The organism is Trinickia caryophylli, from assembly GCF_034424545.1.
GTDB classification, from domain to species: domain Bacteria; phylum Pseudomonadota; class Gammaproteobacteria; order Burkholderiales; family Burkholderiaceae; genus Trinickia; species Trinickia caryophylli.
In genome coordinates, this window is record NZ_CP139970.1 from 803925 (window position 1) to 822219 (window position 18295).

Annotated in this window: 16 protein-coding genes; all 16 read right to left on the reverse strand. The window is 63.2% G+C overall.

Annotation, left to right across the window (positions count from 1 at the left end):
* Window positions 1-15 precede the first annotated feature (15 nt).
* The 16 genes from mtnA to U0034_RS03680 all read right to left on the reverse strand — a co-directional run bounded on the left by mtnA (window position 16) and on the right by U0034_RS03680 (window position 18292).
* Window positions 16-1083 (reverse strand): S-methyl-5-thioribose-1-phosphate isomerase, encoded by a 1068-nt coding sequence (gene mtnA, locus U0034_RS03605; protein ID WP_085224243.1) that lies wholly within the window; start codon window positions 1081-1083, stop codon window positions 16-18.
* Between the two features lie 62 nt (window positions 1084-1145).
* The gene (locus U0034_RS03610) at window positions 1146-1853 is read right to left on the reverse strand and encodes a class II aldolase/adducin family protein (RefSeq protein ID WP_386092012.1); all 708 of its coding nucleotides are present in this window, start codon (window positions 1851-1853) and stop codon (window positions 1146-1148) included.
* Window positions 1854-1856: 3 nt separating this feature from the next.
* Window positions 1857-2744: an S-methyl-5'-thioadenosine phosphorylase gene (locus U0034_RS03615; protein ID WP_085224241.1), complete on the reverse strand. Its 888-nt coding sequence runs from the start codon at window positions 2742-2744 to the stop codon at window positions 1857-1859.
* Window positions 2745-2782: 38 nt separating this feature from the next.
* Window positions 2783-3673 carry a glycosyltransferase family A protein gene (locus tag U0034_RS03620; RefSeq protein WP_085224239.1) on the reverse strand — a complete coding sequence of 297 codons (891 nt, stop codon included), beginning with the start codon at window positions 3671-3673 and terminating at the stop codon, window positions 2783-2785.
* 22 nt (window positions 3674-3695) lie between these two features.
* Window positions 3696-4700 carry a hypothetical protein gene (locus U0034_RS03625; protein WP_085224237.1) on the reverse strand — a complete coding sequence of 335 codons (1005 nt, stop codon included), beginning with the start codon at window positions 4698-4700 and terminating at the stop codon, window positions 3696-3698.
* A complete protein-coding gene (locus U0034_RS03630; protein ID WP_139831106.1) occupies window positions 4663-6900 on the reverse strand; it encodes a glycosyltransferase family protein in 2238 nt (745 codons plus the stop codon). Before U0034_RS03630 ends, U0034_RS03625 begins: the two co-directional genes overlap by 38 nt.
* Window positions 6901-6911: 11 nt before the next feature.
* A complete protein-coding gene (locus U0034_RS03635) occupies window positions 6912-8702 on the reverse strand; it encodes a hypothetical protein (RefSeq protein ID WP_102623028.1) in 1791 nt (596 codons plus the stop codon).
* Window positions 8703-8818: 116 nt separating this feature from the next.
* The gene (locus tag U0034_RS03640) at window positions 8819-10405 is read right to left on the reverse strand and encodes a sulfotransferase family protein (protein WP_085224231.1); all 1587 of its coding nucleotides are present in this window, start codon (window positions 10403-10405) and stop codon (window positions 8819-8821) included.
* The gene (locus U0034_RS03645) at window positions 10402-11763 is read right to left on the reverse strand and encodes an ABC transporter ATP-binding protein (protein WP_085224229.1); all 1362 of its coding nucleotides are present in this window, start codon (window positions 11761-11763) and stop codon (window positions 10402-10404) included. The genes U0034_RS03640 and U0034_RS03645 overlap by 4 nt, the downstream gene beginning before the upstream one ends.
* Complete coding sequence (locus U0034_RS03650; protein WP_158243545.1) at window positions 11753-12565, reverse strand: ABC transporter permease; 813 nt, start codon at window positions 12563-12565, stop codon at window positions 11753-11755. The genes U0034_RS03645 and U0034_RS03650 overlap by 11 nt, the downstream gene beginning before the upstream one ends.
* Window positions 12566-12615: 50 nt before the next feature.
* Complete coding sequence (locus U0034_RS03655) at window positions 12616-13554, reverse strand: NAD-dependent epimerase/dehydratase family protein (RefSeq protein WP_085224225.1); 939 nt, start codon at window positions 13552-13554, stop codon at window positions 12616-12618.
* A 72-nt stretch (window positions 13555-13626) separates the two neighbouring features.
* Window positions 13627-14331, reverse strand: a complete 705-nt coding sequence (locus U0034_RS03660) for a nucleotidyltransferase family protein (protein ID WP_085224223.1) — start codon at window positions 14329-14331, stop codon at window positions 13627-13629.
* A gap of 5 nt (window positions 14332-14336) precedes the next feature.
* The gene (locus U0034_RS03665; protein WP_199187081.1) at window positions 14337-15509 is read right to left on the reverse strand and encodes a DegT/DnrJ/EryC1/StrS family aminotransferase; all 1173 of its coding nucleotides are present in this window, start codon (window positions 15507-15509) and stop codon (window positions 14337-14339) included.
* Window positions 15510-15550: 41 nt separating this feature from the next.
* The gene (locus tag U0034_RS03670; protein ID WP_085224221.1) at window positions 15551-16516 is read right to left on the reverse strand and encodes a transketolase family protein; all 966 of its coding nucleotides are present in this window, start codon (window positions 16514-16516) and stop codon (window positions 15551-15553) included.
* A complete protein-coding gene (locus U0034_RS03675; protein ID WP_085224219.1) occupies window positions 16513-17364 on the reverse strand; it encodes a transketolase in 852 nt (283 codons plus the stop codon). Before U0034_RS03675 ends, U0034_RS03670 begins: the two co-directional genes overlap by 4 nt.
* Window positions 17342-18292, reverse strand: a complete 951-nt coding sequence (locus U0034_RS03680; protein ID WP_085224217.1) for a GDP-L-fucose synthase family protein — start codon at window positions 18290-18292, stop codon at window positions 17342-17344. Before U0034_RS03680 ends, U0034_RS03675 begins: the two co-directional genes overlap by 23 nt.
* Window positions 18293-18295: the final 3 nt, after the last annotated feature.

Genomic DNA, 18295 nt, shown 5'->3' on the forward strand with positions numbered 1-18295 from the left:
GCCTCGCCATCGCCGTCACATCGGCCGAAAAAAAAGCGCCTCGATGCGCTCGCGCGACGGCCGCTCGAGCACCCCCTTCTCCGTGATCAATGCCGTCACGAGTTCCGCCGGCGTCACGTCGAACGCCGGGTTGCGCACCGATACCCCCTGCGCCGCCCATCGGCATTCGCGGTATCCGGTCACTTCGTCCGCCGCGCGCTCCTCGATCGGAATGGCCGCGCCATCGGATACGGTGCGGTCGATCGTCGACAACGGGCAGGCCACGTAAAACGGAACACCATGGCGTTGCGCCGCGAGCGCGACCATGTAAGTGCCGATCTTGTTGGCCACATCCCCATTGCCGGCCACGCGGTCCGTACCGACGATCACGGCATCCACCTCGCCGCGGCTCATCATGAACCCGGCCATGCCATCGGTGATCAGCGTCACGGGAATGCCCTCCTGAACCATTTCCCACGCGGTCAGACGTGCGCCTTGCAGGAACGGGCGCGTCTCGTCGGCAATCACCGAGATCCGCTTTCCGGCATCGCGCGCGGAGCGGATCACGCCGAGCGCCGTGCCGTGGCCCGCCGTGGCGAGCGCGCCGGCGTTGCAATGCGTCAATACGCGACTGCCATCCGGGAGCAGATCGGCGCCATATGCGCCCATCGCGCGGTTGATCCGGACATCCTCAGCGGCGATTTCGTGCGCGAGCGCGAGCAATTGCGCCGCGATCTCGGCAGGCGGCTGCGATGCGATGCGGGCCCACCCCGACCGCATGCGCTCGAGCGCCCAAAACAAGTTCACGGCCGTCGGCCGGCTGGCCGCGAGCAGATCGAACCCCTCGTCGAGCGCGCGTGCGAACCGGTCCGAGCCGGCCCGCGCGAGCCGCAGCGCCTCGAGTGCGACGCCATATGCCGCCGCGCAGCCAATGGCCGGCGCACCGCGCACGACCATCGTGCGAATTCCCTCCGCCACGCCGGCCGCGCTGTCGTAGGCCAGATACTCGATGCGCGCCGGCAACACGCGTTGATCGATCATCTCGAGAAGCCCGCTGCGCCACCGCAGCGTCTGCACGCCACGGGACTCTTCGTCGTTTTGCATCGTCAATCACCTTCGAGTGCAAATGGAGAACATCTTGCGTGCCACGTGCGGCACATACCGCCTCAATCGCGCGCCGCCCGCCGGCCGTAATGCCGGAATTTTTCGACGACCTCGCGCATTTCGTCATCGCTCAGGCACCGCGGCGTGCCGATCTGCAATGCGCGCCAGTACTGCTCGCATAGCGCCTCCACTTCGACGGCGACAGCCAGCGCGTCGCCGAGATCGTCGCCGAGCGCGATCATGCCGTGGTTGCCGAGCAGACAAGCCTTGCGCCCCTCGAGCGCGGCGAGCGCATGGTCCGACAACTGCTGCGAGCCAAAGAGCGCGTACGGCGCGCAACGGATCGTCGAGCCGCCCGCCACGGCGATCATGTAGTGAAACGGCGGCACTTCGATGCCAAGGCACGCGAGCGTCGTGGCGAACGGCGAATGCACGTGGATCACGGCGCCGGCTTCGGCACGCGCGTTGAGGATATCCAGATGAAAGCGCCATTCGCTCGAGGGCCGGCCGGCACTCGTCACGGCGCCCGCGCGATCCATCGTCACGAGAGCCTGCGGCGCAAGCAGCTCGGCCGGCACACCGGAGGGCGTGATCAGCAACCCTTCTTGCGTACGCACGCCAACGTTGCCGGAGGTACCGCGGTTGAGCCCCAGGGCGACCAGCCGACGCGAAACGTCCACCACTTCGCGCCGCAAGGCATCGTTCGCGCACGCGTCGGGGCCGACTGGGACAACTGGGGGCTGGGGCGTCATATCGGTGATCGGCTTCATGGCTCAGCGCGCGAGCACCCGTCCCGCTACCGCGCTCAGCCGTTCCAGCATGCGCGGATCGCGAGCCTGCGGTGAGGTGATAATCGCATGCTCGAGTGCGCTGCGGCACGCGCACGCAGCGGCATGCCCATCCGCCCCCGCGCGCGGCGCGGCGCTCCTCACGAGGCTACGCGCCTTGTCCGCGTTGCCCGTAAGCACACTGACGATCTGCGCGACCGTAACGTCATCGTGCCCGGGATGCCAGCAGTCGTAATCGGTCACCATCGCCACCGTCGCATAGCACATCTCCGCTTCGCGGGCGAGCTTGGCCTCCGGCATATTGGTCATCCCTATCACGTCGCAGTTCCATGTGCGATAAAGCTCCGACTCGGCCAACGTGGAAAATTGCGGTCCTTCCATGACCAGATACGTGCCCCCCCGTACCGCCTCGATGCCGAGATCGACCGCGGCCGCCTCGATATGGTTGCCAAGGCGCTCGCATACCGGGTGAGCCATCGAAACGTGGGCCACGAGCCCGGTGTCGAAGAAGCTCTTGGCGCGCGCGAACGTCCTGTCCACGAACTGATCCACGATCACGAACATGCCGGGGCGCAGATGTTCGCGCAGCGAACCGACGGCGGACACGGAAATCACGTCGGTGACGCCGGCCCGCTTGAGGGCGTCGATGTTCGCGCGAAAGTTGATCTGACTCGGCGCGATGCGATGCCCGCGTCCGTGCCTTGGCAGGAACACCATTCGCCGTCCGTCGAGTTCGCCCATCATCAGTTCGTCGGACGGCTCGCCGAAGGGCGAATCGACCTTCACCCAGCGCCGATCGCGCAACCCATCGATGTCGTATACGCCGCTGCCGCCGATAACGCCGATCACAGGCACCTGCCCCACTTGGTCCATGATGTCTTCCTCGGTATGCGAAAGAACGACCGGCCGTGCTACGGCTGCCGGATGAAGTGTCGCAACGCGCCGTGCGCCGCGGCATATCTGCCCAAAAACCAGTACCAGAGATACAGACGCCGGCGTAACGGGAGTTCGTTGTCGAACAGGAACTGCCGCGCGAAGTACGCGCTTGCCAACAGGCTGTTGGTCGGCACGACTTCGCGGTATTGCCGCCGCTGAAACTGATCCGGCCGTCGCCCCTGCAGAGCGTCGATGAGCCGTCTCGCCGCCTCGCGGCGTCCCGGCGCGAGCGCGATGAACGTCGGGTCGTCATCGAAGCGGCCGCGCTTCAGATAGGTCGCGTCGGGCGCGGACTTGCCCACCCGGAAATGCATATGCTCGAAAACGACGTCCTCGAGGTACCGGGTTCGATCGAAACCGGCATGGCTCAGCCGCTGAAAGATGTCGAAGATATGAACGTCGATGAACGCACCACGGTATTGCGCCGGATAAGGATCGACGAGCAGCTCGCAGGTGCGGCGCGAGAGCACGGGAAACGTGCTGAGCCCGCGCTTCTTGTTCAAGTCGTTGCCGTAGGCAAGATAGATGCCGTCGGGAAATTCGTCGTTCACGGTCAGCAGCCGTTCGTCCCAGCGCGGTGTGCGCACGATCATGTCGTCGTTGGCGAGGACGACGATGCCGCCGCTGGCCCGGTCGAGGCATGCGCTGTTGTAGCTGCCCATCGATCGCGCCGGCCCGATGATCCGGTGTACCGCAATATCGTCGCTGTCGAGATCGTGGCTTTCGATGTCGTCGTCGTCGACATAGACGATCACCTCTACGCGGTCCGGCCGGGACACCGTCTCGGCAATGCTGCGAAAGAGGCGTCTCGCCAGTGCGGGACGGCCGCGCGTGGGCAGCAGAAGGGAGATCGAGGGCGCGCTCACCGGCTCGACCACCGAAGCGTGATCACGTCGTCGCCCTCCATTCCGTGCTTGCGCGAGAAACAGCCGGTCGATGGCCGAGGCGGTCGGTCATCGCCCAGAAGTCGAACAGGTCGTGCGGAAAACGGCGCTCGCGCTCGAACGAGTCGGCCATGTGCGCGTAATCCTCGAACGCCGTCCGATACAGGGTCCGCCATTGATCGACATGCGCTCGCAGCACGGATGTCCAATCATCGCGCGAAATATCGATCTGGTACGTGCACGCGGCGATCTTCGATTGGTCGCACGTACCCAGCGAGACGGTCGCGCGCCCGCACCGCAGCGCGGCGACGATGCGCATGAGCGACAGCCAGCGCCAGTCCTTGCGCTGCGGCATGTTCAGGATGACTTTGGCGGAGCGATTCAGCGCATCCCGGGCCTTGCGGGAAACAAACCTTTGAGGGAATGCTACGGAGAATTCGCTTCGTTTCAACTGCGCATACAGCTCGGCACGAAAGTCGGTCATGACACCGGTAAACAGGAGATCCCCCGGCGGTTCGAACGCGATTTGCGCGTCATCGACCGGATCGAGCCGGGGGAAAGGAATCGCACGCACGTCGAGGCCCGGAAGCATCTCCGAGATGTTCTTCAATTCGGGCAGATCGCCGAGAACGAGCATGCACCGAATGTAGGGCAGGCAATCGAGCAGGCTCACGATCCGCCTGACCTGAACCGTCGGATGCATATAGTCGTTGTCGCTCCAGAGCGGGGCGCCATGGATGAAGATCTCGCCCTGGTCGAAATCCAGATGCTCCGTCATGATGACAGCCACCCTTTTCTTTGTCGCCCGACAAAATGCAATCAGCACGTCGCACGTCTCCGGCGAGAAATTCTCGATGACGACGTTCAACGCACCGACGCTCGGCTTGCGTCCGACCGTAACCGGATAGCCGTTTTGCGTCAGCATCGCGACGAAGAACTCGACCTGATCGCTGATACCGTAGAACGGGTGGTTATATATCCACAGATGGATTGAAGGTTTGTTCGACATATTTCCGGCGCCATCCCCTCCGCTTGGGCGGATTCGAAGCAATGAACGAAAGAACGATCTCCTTCACCTCCTCGGCGGATCGGCCCGAAAACAGGCATCGGTATCCGTTGGACATCGCCTTATCCAGCCGAAAAGCGCCATCGCGCTGCAAGATGGCGTAAAACGTGGCATCGACCCGCACGATGTTGAAGCCATGCAACCCCTCGACCACCAACTCCACGTGAGCCTCGCGTTTGACGGGAGCGGGCTGCCGCCGCCTGGCGACGGCAACGGCCAGTTGCTGCAAGACGTCCTCGACCGAGCTGCCGCTCAAGCACGATGAATACGCCCCCGCCTTGACCTTTTCCGGCTCGAATGCGCCCTCTCCCTGAGGAATGGCGTAGTACCCGCGGGCGTACCGGATCACGTTGAATCCGTGCACGCCCTGCCGCATCAGTTCGATGTCCTGGCCGCCGTCCGGCACGATGCCGGTCGCCGGCGCGGGACGACGATGCCGGCGCACGAATCCGAGCACACGCGCGGCGAAACTATGCAGCCCGGGCAGCGGCATCAGCGCGCGCGAGACCGCATCGACGAGCCAATGGCGGCCGACTCCCTCTTGCGCGAGTTCGCCTTGCGCCAGGTATTTGCCGCGCAATTCAGGCAGCGTTTCGGCGAAGGTGGTGGGCTGTGCATCGGCGCTGTAATACTGCGCCACGGGCGACCAGTCGTTCTTCGCCATGCGGGGGCGGCCATACGTGTGCACGAATGCGCCTCCATATTCGAACACGGAACTGTGCCCGGTATAGATCCGGCGCATCGGGCGGGTCACGCTTTCGAACACGGCCGCCCAGCGGTCGCCTTGCAGCGTGCACTCGGAGAGCGCCTCGCTGATGGGACTGGGCGCCTGTGGCTCACTCTCCCCTTTTGCCGCACTCATGCGGTACTGTCCGTACAAATCGTTCAGCGCGCCCCAGAATTGATCGCTGAACGCTTCGCCGGAAAACTGCCGCCTCGCGTGCGCACAGCACCGGGCGCGCAGGTGCAGGTAGGCCTGCGGTGCGTCGAGCAGAGCGACGATGCGGCGCATGAGCTGCTCGACCAGCGGCGGCTCGAGCTGGCGGGTATCGCCGTATGAATCGACGAGTGCGCCGGTATTCGGATCCGGCTGAACGAGCGCGTCCCGCACCCCGCGCAGGACGATGCCCGTTTCGTCGTCCGTCACATAGACGGACGTGCCGACCGTGTCGGTCACGATCGGCACGGCGCCCGCCGCCATCGCCTGCATGATCGACACCGAATGCAAAGACAGCCCCGGCAGCAGAAAAAAATGCGCGCTGGCCAGCAGTGCATTGAGTTCGTGACCCGCGAGATAATCCTGCGCCCAAAACACACTGCGCCCCGTCTCGGCGGACAGGAACGCAAGATCGACGCCGTGCTCCTTCAAGGCCGCATCGTCGGGCTTCGCGCAACGCAGCAGCAACGTGCCGTCCCGCCCGCTTTGCTTGAACGCGTGCCAGAAACGAAGCACCAGATGCCCGCCGCGCAGGAAAAAGTTGCGCCCGTCCTGGTGAGCCGAATTGATGAACAGGAATCGCGGCCGCTCGAGCGCCGCCGCGTCGGGTTCATCGGCATGAACGGCCATTTTCCCGCTGATCCCGATACGCGAGCTATGCAGGCGCCGATCGATTCCGGCGTCCGCAAAAAAGCGGCTGAGATTGTTCAGCGTCTCGGGAATGTGCGAAAAAATGCCGAGGCACAACGGGTGAGCCAGAATGCGCCGATAGTGTTCGCGCAACTCGTCGGGCCGCGCGAACGCGCCGCTGCCCTGCCCGGCAAACGGCAGGAAGACCGGCGCGAACGATTCGCAATGAAACACGAACGGCCGGCTCAGCGACGGAAATGGCGCGGTGTGGTGGAACTCGATGTCCCCGCCCAATGCCTCCGTCAGCACCTGATTCGGCGGCCAGAAGTGGTCCCGATAGGCGCGCGCGAGCGTTTCGCTTCCGAGCGCGCAATCCCTCTCGTGCTGCAGGCTCGCGGCCTTCAGCAAGCGATCGCGAACCGCATCGTCGGCAGCCAGCCGGTCGTGCAGCTTGACGTTGTCCCATGCGTTCAGCGCCACATCGCGCGGCGCGTGGTCGACCAACGCCCGATATAGCGGGTGAAAACCGTTCAGCGGGATGTAATGGCTCAGACTCCAGGGGACGGCCACGCTCATCGATGTCGCTATCACGTTCTCCCCCTCATCACGCGCGTCACCATCCGTGTAAAGCGCACAGCCCAGCTCGATTCGAGCATCCGCATCCGTGCCTCCAGATCGGCGCTGCGGCATGCGAATGCCGCCTGTCGCTCCGCCAGTTGGCCAACCGCGGCTACCCCCGACTGCACCCGCTCCACGCGGGCCTCGAGCGACGCAACATCGGCCCTGAGCGCCGCGATGCATTCGTCCTGCGAAGAAAGGCGCTCTTCCACCCGGACGAACCGCCGCTCGAGCGCATCGAGCCGGGCGAGCAACTGCTCGTGGCCCGCCATCGACTCCTTTCTCGTGCGCTGAGCAGTGGCCAGCCCGTCGATTTCGACGCGAAGTTCGGCAAGCGTCGCGCAGACCACGACGTCCTCGGGCGCGAACCGCTCGATCACGCCACGCATATCGCCCGAGAAATCTATCTCGCCGAGCGATTGCCGTAAACCGAAAAACAACCCGCGATAAGCCACCACATTGAACCCGTGGTAGACCTCGATAACGGCCGGTTTGATACGCTCTTCCCAATAACGGTCGATGCAATGCGGCTCGTTGCCCCGCACACGCTCGGCGAGCTGCGTCAATGCCTGCGTCACGGCCGTGAGGCCGGAGCGGCCGACAAGCAGCAGCGACTTGAGTTCGCTGACCGACCCTGCGCACGGTAATTCGGCACGTATCGCCGCGGGTAACCGGTCGAGCGCGACAGTGCCGGCCGCTCTCGGAATCGCGTAGATGCGGTTATCGTATCGCACCAGGTTGCAGCCGAGAAAGTCGGCCTCGATCGTCACGGGTATGCGATCGCTCTCCACCTGGGAATAGACGATTGGCCGGTGCAGATACTCGTCCATGCGCGCCGGCAAGCCGAGCGAGCCATCGGTCGGATAGCCCAGTTGCGCGAGGATGTCGGCGTTACGCTGCGACCACCCTGCAATCGCCTCGGGCCGCAGCTCGCTCCGGTATGCGCCGATCTGTCCCGCGCGAAACGTCTCCGAATGCGGATTGAACAGGCTCGCGGCAATCGCGTCGGTGTTCCCGGGCGCCTGCAGCTTCAGTTGAATCGACCAGATCAGATCCCGCTGGCACACGTCGCTTCCGCCACCGGCCGTGCCGATCAGTTGTTCGAACGATAACGGAACGACATTGGGAAAATCCATCCACGGCAGGTATCCGCCGATCCGATCTCGCAGCGATCCAAGAAGCCAGTTGTCGTTGCACAAGCGCTCGATGCGCTCGTCGAAATCGTACTGGCTCAACCAGCCGGAAAACGCCGTCTTCCCGTCGCGATGATAGTAATGCGCCTCCGACACGAGGACATCCAGCGGATGCCGATACATGAAGAGCGTCGGCGAAGACATGAAGCGATGATGGCGGTTTCCGTACGGCGCATGTCTCACGGTGTCGACAAAAAAATCTTTCGCCACCGTATGCGAATTACTGTACTCCACGCAGTACCAGGTTTGTCCTTGCGGGAATTCGGGGCACTCGATACCCGCCTCGTAGCCGAGCGCCGTCGCCAATTCGTAAAGCAGATGCGTCCCGGCTTTCGGAATGGAAACGAGGAAGAGCGGCTTTCGGCTGAAATGCCGGTCGGTTATCGGGGCGACGACCGCAACGTCGTCAAGCGCAATGCACCCCATGAGTTCGTCCGCAAGCTTGCCGCCGTCGGTCTCGCCGAACACCACGGCGCGCGGCCTCGGCACGCTTGCCGGCGCCCGCGGATCCGTCAGGCGCTGCGACGCCATCCCTCGCTCGCTCAAGGCCGCTTCCAGCGCCGCCATCCACGCTCCGTCGCCCATCAAGCCGATACAACGAACACCCTCGTCCCACAAGGACCTCAGGTAATCGCAATAGGCTTCGATACTGCAAGGAAGGAAATCCAATCGACGCATCGCATTCATCCCGCAGCCAGTTTCGTCAAGACATCGGACAGGCTCGAAGCCACCAGCACACCGGGCAATGCCGTCGCGTCCTGAACGTGGAAATCGACCGGCCCCAACGATTGCGGCAAGGCGTAGTAGCGTGAGTCAAACTCGACGATATTCGTGCTGCCGACGCTTTGCAACAGAACGGGCTCGCTCGGCCGCACTCGAGCCGGCGCGCAAGGCGGGCGCTGCATCGGGGAGTCGCGCGTGCCTTCCTGCTCGAGCGCTGCCGACATCGCGCGCCGCCACTCGTCGAGCGCCTCGCCGCCGTCAAACAGCGGCGCGACGATAGCCGCCATCGTTTCCACCGCCGCCCATCGGTCGGCCCGCGTTCCCTCCCGGCACACCGCGAGCCAACAGGCCAACGCTTCGTTCACCGTCGCGCAGGCCTGCTCCGCAGCGTCCCAGACAGCCATGACCAGACTGTCGTCGGTGCACGAGGAACGCTCGATCCGCGTGTGCCGTCTCCAGTCGTAGTGCTTGAAGCCGAAGCGGGCCCAATCGAGGTTCGACTTGTTGAAGGCGTAACCGAACAGGTCATCGTCCTCATATTCGCGCAGCACCTCGCCGCACGCGATCGCGTCGGCCAGTTTTCGTTGAAACGGCGTGTATGCCGCTTCGTCGAAGCGCTCGACGGGACCGTATCCGTACCGCCGCGCCAAGCCGTCGAGGCCATAGTCGCGGATCATGTCCAGGTGCGTATTGGTCAGCCAGCGCCGCCAGCCGCCCACGACACCGTGACCGGAACGGTAGTTGTGCCGGTGAGCCCCAGTCAGGTTCACATGGTCGAGCCGGCGCCATATGTCCGCCACCTCCGCGTCCTGCAACGTCACGCCCATCGCGCTTGCGATGTCGCGAATGGTCGCGCCGGGCTGCTCGATCAAATCCTCCCACCGCATCACGTGGTAGCGCTCGGCGCAAGCGGAAAACGCTTCGAGGTAGGCTTTGAACGGCCCCAGCAACGCCTCGAAAAAGTTAAGATCCGATAGCTTGTACAGCGCAAGTTGCTGGCGCAACCGATCGTCGTCGGCCTCGGCCGGCACGAAGCGCTGGATATATTCGCTTGCCAGCGCGTTGATCGAAAAACACGCCGAAGCGAGCGCGCCCGCCGGATTTCTGATGGATGCGAAGCGGCGATGATCCGCATAGGCCGGATGCATGCTCCAGTGCTGCGGCCCGACATGCGAATGCACGATATCGTAGTAATCGAGCGTCTCGCGCGGGTGCGACGTAATCAGCGTAAAGTCGCCCTTGCCGCGGACCCCGATGTACTTTCTGAAGCACGCGATCCCGTCTTCCTCCTCTTTCAACCACTTCGGTCCGCCCGCCATCTCGCGAAAGTTGCCGTTGTAGAGCAGATCGGCCGTCAGTGACCGGGATCGGAAAACATCCTCTATCCGCGCGGATATCCGCATACCGGCAGTTTCGCAGAATGTCCTGAGAACCTCGCGGCGCGGCCCGACGGGCGGCCCGTATTTCCCGATTTCAGCAATCACGCTGATCAACAGCGTGAACCCTGTACGGGGATAGCCCACCACCAACGGAGGCGACACCTTCATGCGGCACCTGCGAAAGAAGTACGGGCTTCGATCACTTCGTGGCTCACGCCGAGATCCACGAAGCCGACCACTCCCGGGGTCTGCGCGGCCGTGATCCGGGCCACCGAACGCCGCACGTCGACGAACGCGTCTTGCCCATCTGCGAGCCGGTTGCAGCCAATGTTCAGGAAATATTCGCCGCCTGCCAGATGCGACGTAAACCGAAATCTGACGGCTACGCCCTGGCCTGCCTCCACGTTAAGCAACGGCGCGTTCATCATGGCCAGGTTCGTGCCGAAAACATACGTTCCGTCCACCGTCACCAAAGCGAAACCCACCGACACGTTGTCAAGCGCCGTGCCGAACGACAGCCTGACGACAAGGTCCACGGCCGCGCGCGCCGGCATTTCCGGCGGATTCGGCTCGCCGTCGACCACCCAGTCGAAGTCGACGATTTTCGCCATGCCGTTGCCGAGCCGCGTTTCGTGCTTGTTGTAGTAGGGATGCTCGAACACCTTGTCGCGCATGTCCCCCGACAGTGCGTCGACCCACGCGTCGTGGCGGGTCGGCCGGGCCGATGGCGGCGCGCCCGCACCGGGGCGCGGCCGCTCTCCGGTCACCGACGTCCCGAAGAGAAGGTTCTGATAAAAGCTCACCGCGCTTGCAATAGGACCGATGTGCCGCAGCGTTCCCTGGTCGAGCACGATCCCACGGTGGCAGATGCGCAACAGCGTATCCGCGTTGTGCGAGACCACCAGGATCGTCTTGCCGTGATCCATGAACTCGCGGATACGCTGGAAGCAGCGGTGCTGAAACTTGGAATCGCCGACACTGAGCGCTTCGTCCACCACCAGTATGTCCGGGTCGACGTGGATCGCAGCCGCGAAAGCCACACGCACGAACATGCCCGACGAATAGGTCTTCACCGGTTGATCGAAGAAAGCGCCAATGTCGGCAAACGCCTCGATGTCGGGCATCCGGCGCAGCATTTCCTGCCGGCCGAGGCCCATGATCGAGCTGTTGAGCAGGACGTTGTCACGCCCGGTGAACTCGGGATTGAAGCCTGCCCCCAGTTCCAACAGGGCCGAGATCCGCCCGTTGACCGCCACTGTTCCCTGCGTTTGCCGCATGACCGAGCAGATAATCTGGAGCAGGGTCGATTTTCCCGAGCCGTTGCGCCCGAGAATACCGACGATTTCTCCGCGATAGACGTCGAACGAAACGTCGCTCAGCGACCAGAACTCGCGATGGTAGCGCTTGCGAAGCGGATGCAACGCCTCCGCCAACCGTTCTTTCGGCGAGTCGAAAAGACGAAATTTTTTCGAAACCCCGCGAACGGATATCGCGACGTCCGAAGCGGTGGCCAGATCACATGACATCGACGAACTCCGGCTTCAGGCGGCGAAACGCATAAGCGCCGCCTGCGACGATCAGGCAGTTGATCGCCCAGAAGTACATCGTCTGGTGCACATCCGGCCACTGGAGCGCAGGGTAGATCAGCAGCCCGCGATAGCCTTCGACGATGTAATAGACGGGATTGAAGAAAAAGACCCAGTGATACTTTGCGGGCATGATCTGTTGCGCCCAGACAATGGGTGTTCCCCAGAACCAGAGATTGAGGATGATCGTCAGCCCCTGCCCGATATCGCGAAAGAAAACCTGCAGCGACGAAAAGAGCCACCCAAGGCCGAGCAGCAGGACGATGCCGCAGCCGAGGTAATAAACGATCAAGAGCCGCCCGGCCTGCAACGGCACATGAAACGATACGAGCATCGCGCCGAGGATCAGCAGAAAAATCGCGTGCGAAAAGAGGCCCGACACCACGTGCACCACGGGCAGCACTTCCGTCGGAAAGACCGTCTTCTTGACCAGATGGGCATTGCCGGTGATGGAGTTCGTCATGGCAAGCAGCGTGTCGTTGAAATAGAACCAGGGCACGAGGCCGCAGACGAACCAGAGAATGAACGGTGCGTTGCCCGGCGCCTGCGATTTGAAGCCGACGGCGAAAACGAAGTAAAAGACCGTGATGATCGCCACGGGGTGGGCAAACGCCCATAGCGTGCCGCCGAGCGTGCCTGCATAGCGACTTTGCAAGTCGCGCCAGGCCAGCGCGAGAATCACGGCCCGGTGGCGCAGTATCTGGCCAGCCATATCGGCGGGCGCAAGCTTGGAAAGCAACATCCTCATCGCTCCGAAACCTCTGGTCTACGACACGCCGAAGCCGCCTGGCCTCACACGTTGCCGTACAGCGTGTTCTTGATCATCGTGAAGCCCTTGATCAACTCGTGAATGCCGCGATCGAGCGAGAAGTCCGGCCGGAAGCCGGTCGCCTCGATCTTGGCGTTCGACACGATGTAATCGCGCTGGTCCGGATCCTTCCCGACTGCCGCCTCGACGAATACGAACTGCGGGCACTGTTCCTTGATGCGCTCGCAGAGCTCCTTTTTCGACACGTTGGCGTCCGACAATCCAACGTTGTAGATCTGCCCCCTCATCGCCTCGAACCGGTCGATGCCATGCTGGAACACCCGCGAAACGTCGCGTACGTGGATGTAATTGCGTTTGAAATGACTCTCGAAGAGCACGACGAAGCGGTCATGCACGGCGCGGTACGTAAAATCGTTGACGAGCAGATCGATGCGCATGCGCGGCGACATGCCGAATACCGTCGCGAGCCGGAAGCTGATTGCATTCGGATGCGCCATCAGCATCTTCTCGACCGCCACCTTTTCGACGGCGTACTGCGATATCGGCCGAAGCGGCGACTCCTCGGTGCAAAAGTGGTGTTCGTCTCCGGTGCCGTACGCACTGTTCGTCGTCGGCATCAGTACCCGCTGCTCCTTCGAAAGGAGCTTGAGCATCATCGCGATGGCGTCATGGTTGGTCGTCGTTGCACCGATCGGGTCCTGCGCACACAGCGGCGCACCGACGAGCGCGGCCAACGGGATGATGACGTCCGCCTCCTTCAGGAGCGGCGCCACCACGGCCTGCACGCGCACGTCGCCTTTCACCACGGAAAAGTTGGGGTGATGACAAACATGATTGAGGCTGCTCTGCCTGAATAGAAAGTTGTCGAGCACGGTGACCTTATGGCCGGCTGCGAGGAGATCGGGCACCATCGTCGAACCCAGGTAACCGGCACCGCCCGTCACAAGAACGGAGTAGGACATCAGTATTCTCCCTATGAAACCTATGAAAAGTTCCACCTCATCACCGCTGCCACGCGCGGCATGACCTGTTCCTCACCGCGGCAGAATGTCGGCCGCGGAAAAATAGTCGTTCGGCACGCCGATGTCGACGAAGCGGCCCGTGCATTCGAAGCCATACACCGCGACACCCGCCGCAGCGAGCGCAGGCAGGATGTCGTCCTCGAGCGAGATGCGCTCGCCGTTGGAAAAGCGAAGACGGCTCACCGTATCCGGCGCGATCAGATAAGCGCCGCCATTGACAAGCCCGCCCGTTTGGCCCAACCCCGACCGCAGCGACACGATCCTCCCGTCCGGCTCCATGCACATGCCCATATAGCGGCCCGACTCGCCGGCGCGAACGAGCGACATCGTCCATCCTGAGCGGCGTTCGGCGTGAAATCGACGCAGCGCCGCCAGATCGAGTTCGATGAACGTATCGCCATTGAGCACGAGGAACGGCTCATCGAAGCGCTTTTCGCGCGCCGCCTTCAGGAAGCCGCCGCCTGTGCCCATCGGCGAATCCTCGATGGCATAGTCGACGGGCACGCCGCGGTAGCTCTCGCCGAAATGGTCGACAATGGCTTCGCGCCGGTAGCCGACCGACAAGATGTAGCGCCGCACGCCCTGCCCGATCCAGTAGTCCATCTGATGCTCGAGAAACGGCCGGCCGTTGACGGGCGCCATCGGCTTGGGAACGTCTGGCACGACGTGTCGCAAGCGCGTGCCGAGGCCGCCCGCGAGAATGATTGCCGTCGTCATCGCCGTCAGTCGACCGAGTTCAGGATTGCACAGACCGCATCGACCTCCTCGTCGCGCAAATCCGGGAAGTTGCCGATATAAAAGCCATAGAAGTGAATATGCTCGGTCCGAGGAAACTGCCGGTGAAAGCCGTCTGGCAGCACGCCTTTCAAATACGGCTGCCGCAGCTGATTTCCGCCGCCGGCGCTACCCCGCCGGAATTCGATGCCCGACTCGCGCATCGTCGACATCAATCGCTGTGCAAATCCATCGTCGGCGTCCTTGAGAACGACGTTGAACGCGTAGTTGCTCGAGCCCTCGGTCTTGAAGTCGGTACGGTACTTCGTGGCATCCAGCCGGCTCAAAAACCGGTGCAGATTGGCCGTGCGGCGCCGGACATTCGCGTCGAGGCGCTTGAGCTGGCTGCGCCCCAGAATGCCGCCTATCTCCGTATTGCGGACGTTGTATGCCGGGAACGCGAAAATGAAGTCGGGGTTCAGCTCGGGGTTGGCGGCCTGCCAGTTCGCGCGCATCGCCGGATCGTCGACCTCGCGCACCATGCCGTGCGAGCGCAGCATGCGCGCCTGCTGATACACCTCCGGATCGTCGGTGCAGATCATCCCGCCCTCGATCGTGCTCATGTGATGCGCGTAGTAGAAAGAGAAGTTCGATACCCAGCCGAAGCTGCCGAGTCTGCGCCCGCGATGCGTCGCACCGTGCGATTCGCATACGTCCTCGATCAAGGGAATCTCGCGGCGCCGCAACTCGTCGAGTAGCGTATCGGTCAAGCCGTCGAAACCCTGGGCATGCGTGAGAAACACGGCGCGCGTCTTGGCCGAAAGCTTGGCGATCACCTGGGCGGGGTCCATGGCCAACGAGTGCGGATCGATATCGACGAATACGGGCGTGAAGCCGTTCTGCAATACGGAGGCCACATCGGAAACCCAGGTCAGCGGCGGCACGATCACTTCGCCGTCCTGGGGATGACGCAGCTTCAGGATAGCCATGGTCAGCAGATTCGCCGAGGCACCCGAGTTCACGAATACGCTGTATTTGACGCCCAGCCATTCGGACCACTCCCGCTCGAACGCACGGACGTTGGTGCCGTGCGTCAGAATGGGATCGTCCTGCTTCAGATGCTCGATCACGGCGTCGAGGTCTTCGCGCAGAATATTGTTGCGCATCAACGGAAATCTCATGGCTTCTCCGGGAATCGATTCACGCGTTCGGGAGAGATCGTTCACAGCGACTCGTCGAACTCGCTGACGCTTTTGACTACGGCGTGAAGGCCGATACCGACCTTCTCGTGCAAATCGGCACGCGTGCCCAACTCGAACCGATAGCCGCCGTCCGCGCCGAGGTTCAGCACCTTGGCGGGCAATGCCTGCCTTGCGACGAATTCGAACAACATGGCGTCCATGCCGCCGCGCCCGCGGAAACCCTCCTCCAGTGTGACGATGCCGGCATACGGCGCCAGCGCGTCATGAAGCGCCGCCGCGTCGAAGCGCGCGAGGTCGAACAGGTCGATCAAGCCGACCTCGCAGCCCCGCGCCGCCAACTCGGTTGCCGCCTTCAGCGCCGTGTGCAGCATGTAACCCGTGGCCACGAGGCAAATCCGCCGCCCATGCCGGTGGACGTGAAAACCGCGTCCGACGTCGGGCGGTGCCTCTTCATAGACAACGGGGAGCACCTGTGCGTCGAAGCGCAGGTATTTCGGCCCGAGCGTGCCGACGCAGCCATCGAAGAGCGCAGCCGCGCTCACGTGGTCGGCCGGCGACAGCACGCGGAAGTTCGGCATCGCACGCATGAGCGTGATGTCTTCGTAGCATTGATGCGTCGGCCCCGACACCACGTAGCTGTAGCCCGCCCCTACGCCGATCAGGTTCACGTTCATCGGCCGAACCTCGGACAACAGTGCAAGGCTCACGCGCACCTGCTCGTAACACCGCATCGTGATGAACGGTGCGATGGCATACGCGAAGACCGTGAAGCCCTCGAGCGCGAGACCGGCCGATACGTTGATCAGATTCTGCTCGGCCACACCGACGTTGACGAACCGCTCCGGAAAGCCGGCGCGAATCTTGTCGAGCACGGGTGAGCCGAAATCCGCGCAAGTGAAGAACACGCCGTCGTCGGTGGACATGGCCGCCAAAATACGCTGCAAAAACGCATCGCGCATGGCGATCGGCTTGAGAGGCTCGCTCATCGCGACTTCTCCAACAAGCCGTCGAGCAGGTCGGGCTTCGGATTGACGATGTGCGAAAGCGGCGCATCCTCGAGCCCTGGGACCCCGTGCCCTTTCAACGTTCGCGCGATCAACGCCTTTGGCCTGCCCGCCTTCGATGCCTTTTGCTCCCGCAGCGCCGCTTGCACCGCGAATACGTCGTGCCCGTCAACCGTGCGGCAGTCCCATCCGAACGACGTCAGGCGGCCGGCAAAACCGTCATGCGTCACGATGTCGTCGGTATGGCCGAGCATGCTGATGCGGTTGTCGTCGATGATCAGATGGAGGTTGTCGAGGCGGTGCTGCGCGGCGAACATGATCGCCTCCCAGTTGGCGCCCTCGTGCAGTTCCCCATCGCCGCACACCACGAATACACTGCGATCGCTCGCCTTGCGCCCGAGCCCGAGTGCCATGCCGGTCGCCACGCCCAGGCCGTGGCCAAGCGATCCGTTGACAGTCTCGTAGCCAGGAATGACCGGATCGGGAATGCCGCCGAGAAAACTGCCGGGCTCGCAAACGTGCGCGAGTGCCTCCATCGGAAAGAAGCCGAGATCCGCCAGGATCGGGTAGAGGCAGATCGACCCGTGCCCCTTGCTGACGATGCAGCGGTCGCGCCCCTCCCAGCGGGGATCGGATGGATCGAAACGCAGCACTTGGCCGTAATACAGCGCGACGAATATCTCCACCGACGAAAGCGAGGAGGCGAGCCGCGTTTCCGGCGCGCGCCGATGCACCGCAAGCGTCTCGCGCCATACCCAGTGCGCTTTGGCGCGCAAGTCGGTGGCCCGATCGTCGATGAGGGGGTCTTCAGCTTTTTCGATTGTCTGCATGGTCGACATACCAGCGATAAGTGTCTGCCAGGCCATCGTCGAGCCCGATGCTCGGCTGCCAGCCCAGCGCGCGGATGCGCGAGCTGTCCAAAAGCTTGGCGGGCGCGCCGTCCGGTTTGCCGGCGTCCCAGGCGATATCGCCCTCGTACCCGACCACGCGCGCAATCTTGTGCGCGAGTTCGCGAATCGAAAGATCGCTTCCCGTGCCGATGTTCAACGGCAAGTCCGTTTGCATCGTGCCCGCCGCGAGCAACATCAGGCAAGCGCTGGCGACATCGTCGCCATGAACGAATTCCCGGCGGGGCGCGCCGCTGCCCCAGAGCGTCACGCACGGCGCGCCCGCCGTCTTCGCTTCGTGAAAACGCCGCATCAGCGCCGAAAGAACGTGACCGGAGCGCGGATCGAAATTGTCGTTCGGCCCATACACGCTGTTCGGGATGACGGGAATGAAGCGCTGCTGCCCATACTGCTGGTTGTAGGCCAGGCACATCTGCATGCCGGCGAGCTTCGATACGGCGTAAGCCATGCTCGTCGGCTCGGGGGCACCTGAGAGCAGCGCGCCCTCCGCCATCGGTTGCGGGCATTCGCGCGGGTACATGCACGACGACGCGAACAGAATCAGCCTGGCGGCGCCCGCGCGGTGCGCCGCGCGCAAGACGTTCAGCTGGATGGCGAGATTCACGTTCATGAAGTCGGCGGGACACGACTGGTTCTCGACGATTCCACCGACGCGTCCGGCCGCGAGCACGACGTATTGCGGCGCCGCCTGCGCGAAAAAGCGATCGACCGCGACGGTGTCGGTCAACTCGAGATCGCCATGGTTTACGAGCAGCAGATTATCGAAGCCGGCTTCGCGAAGCTTGCGCACGACAGCGGAGCCGATCAGCCCGGTATGGCCCGCCACATAGATAGGCGCCGTTCTTTCCATGGG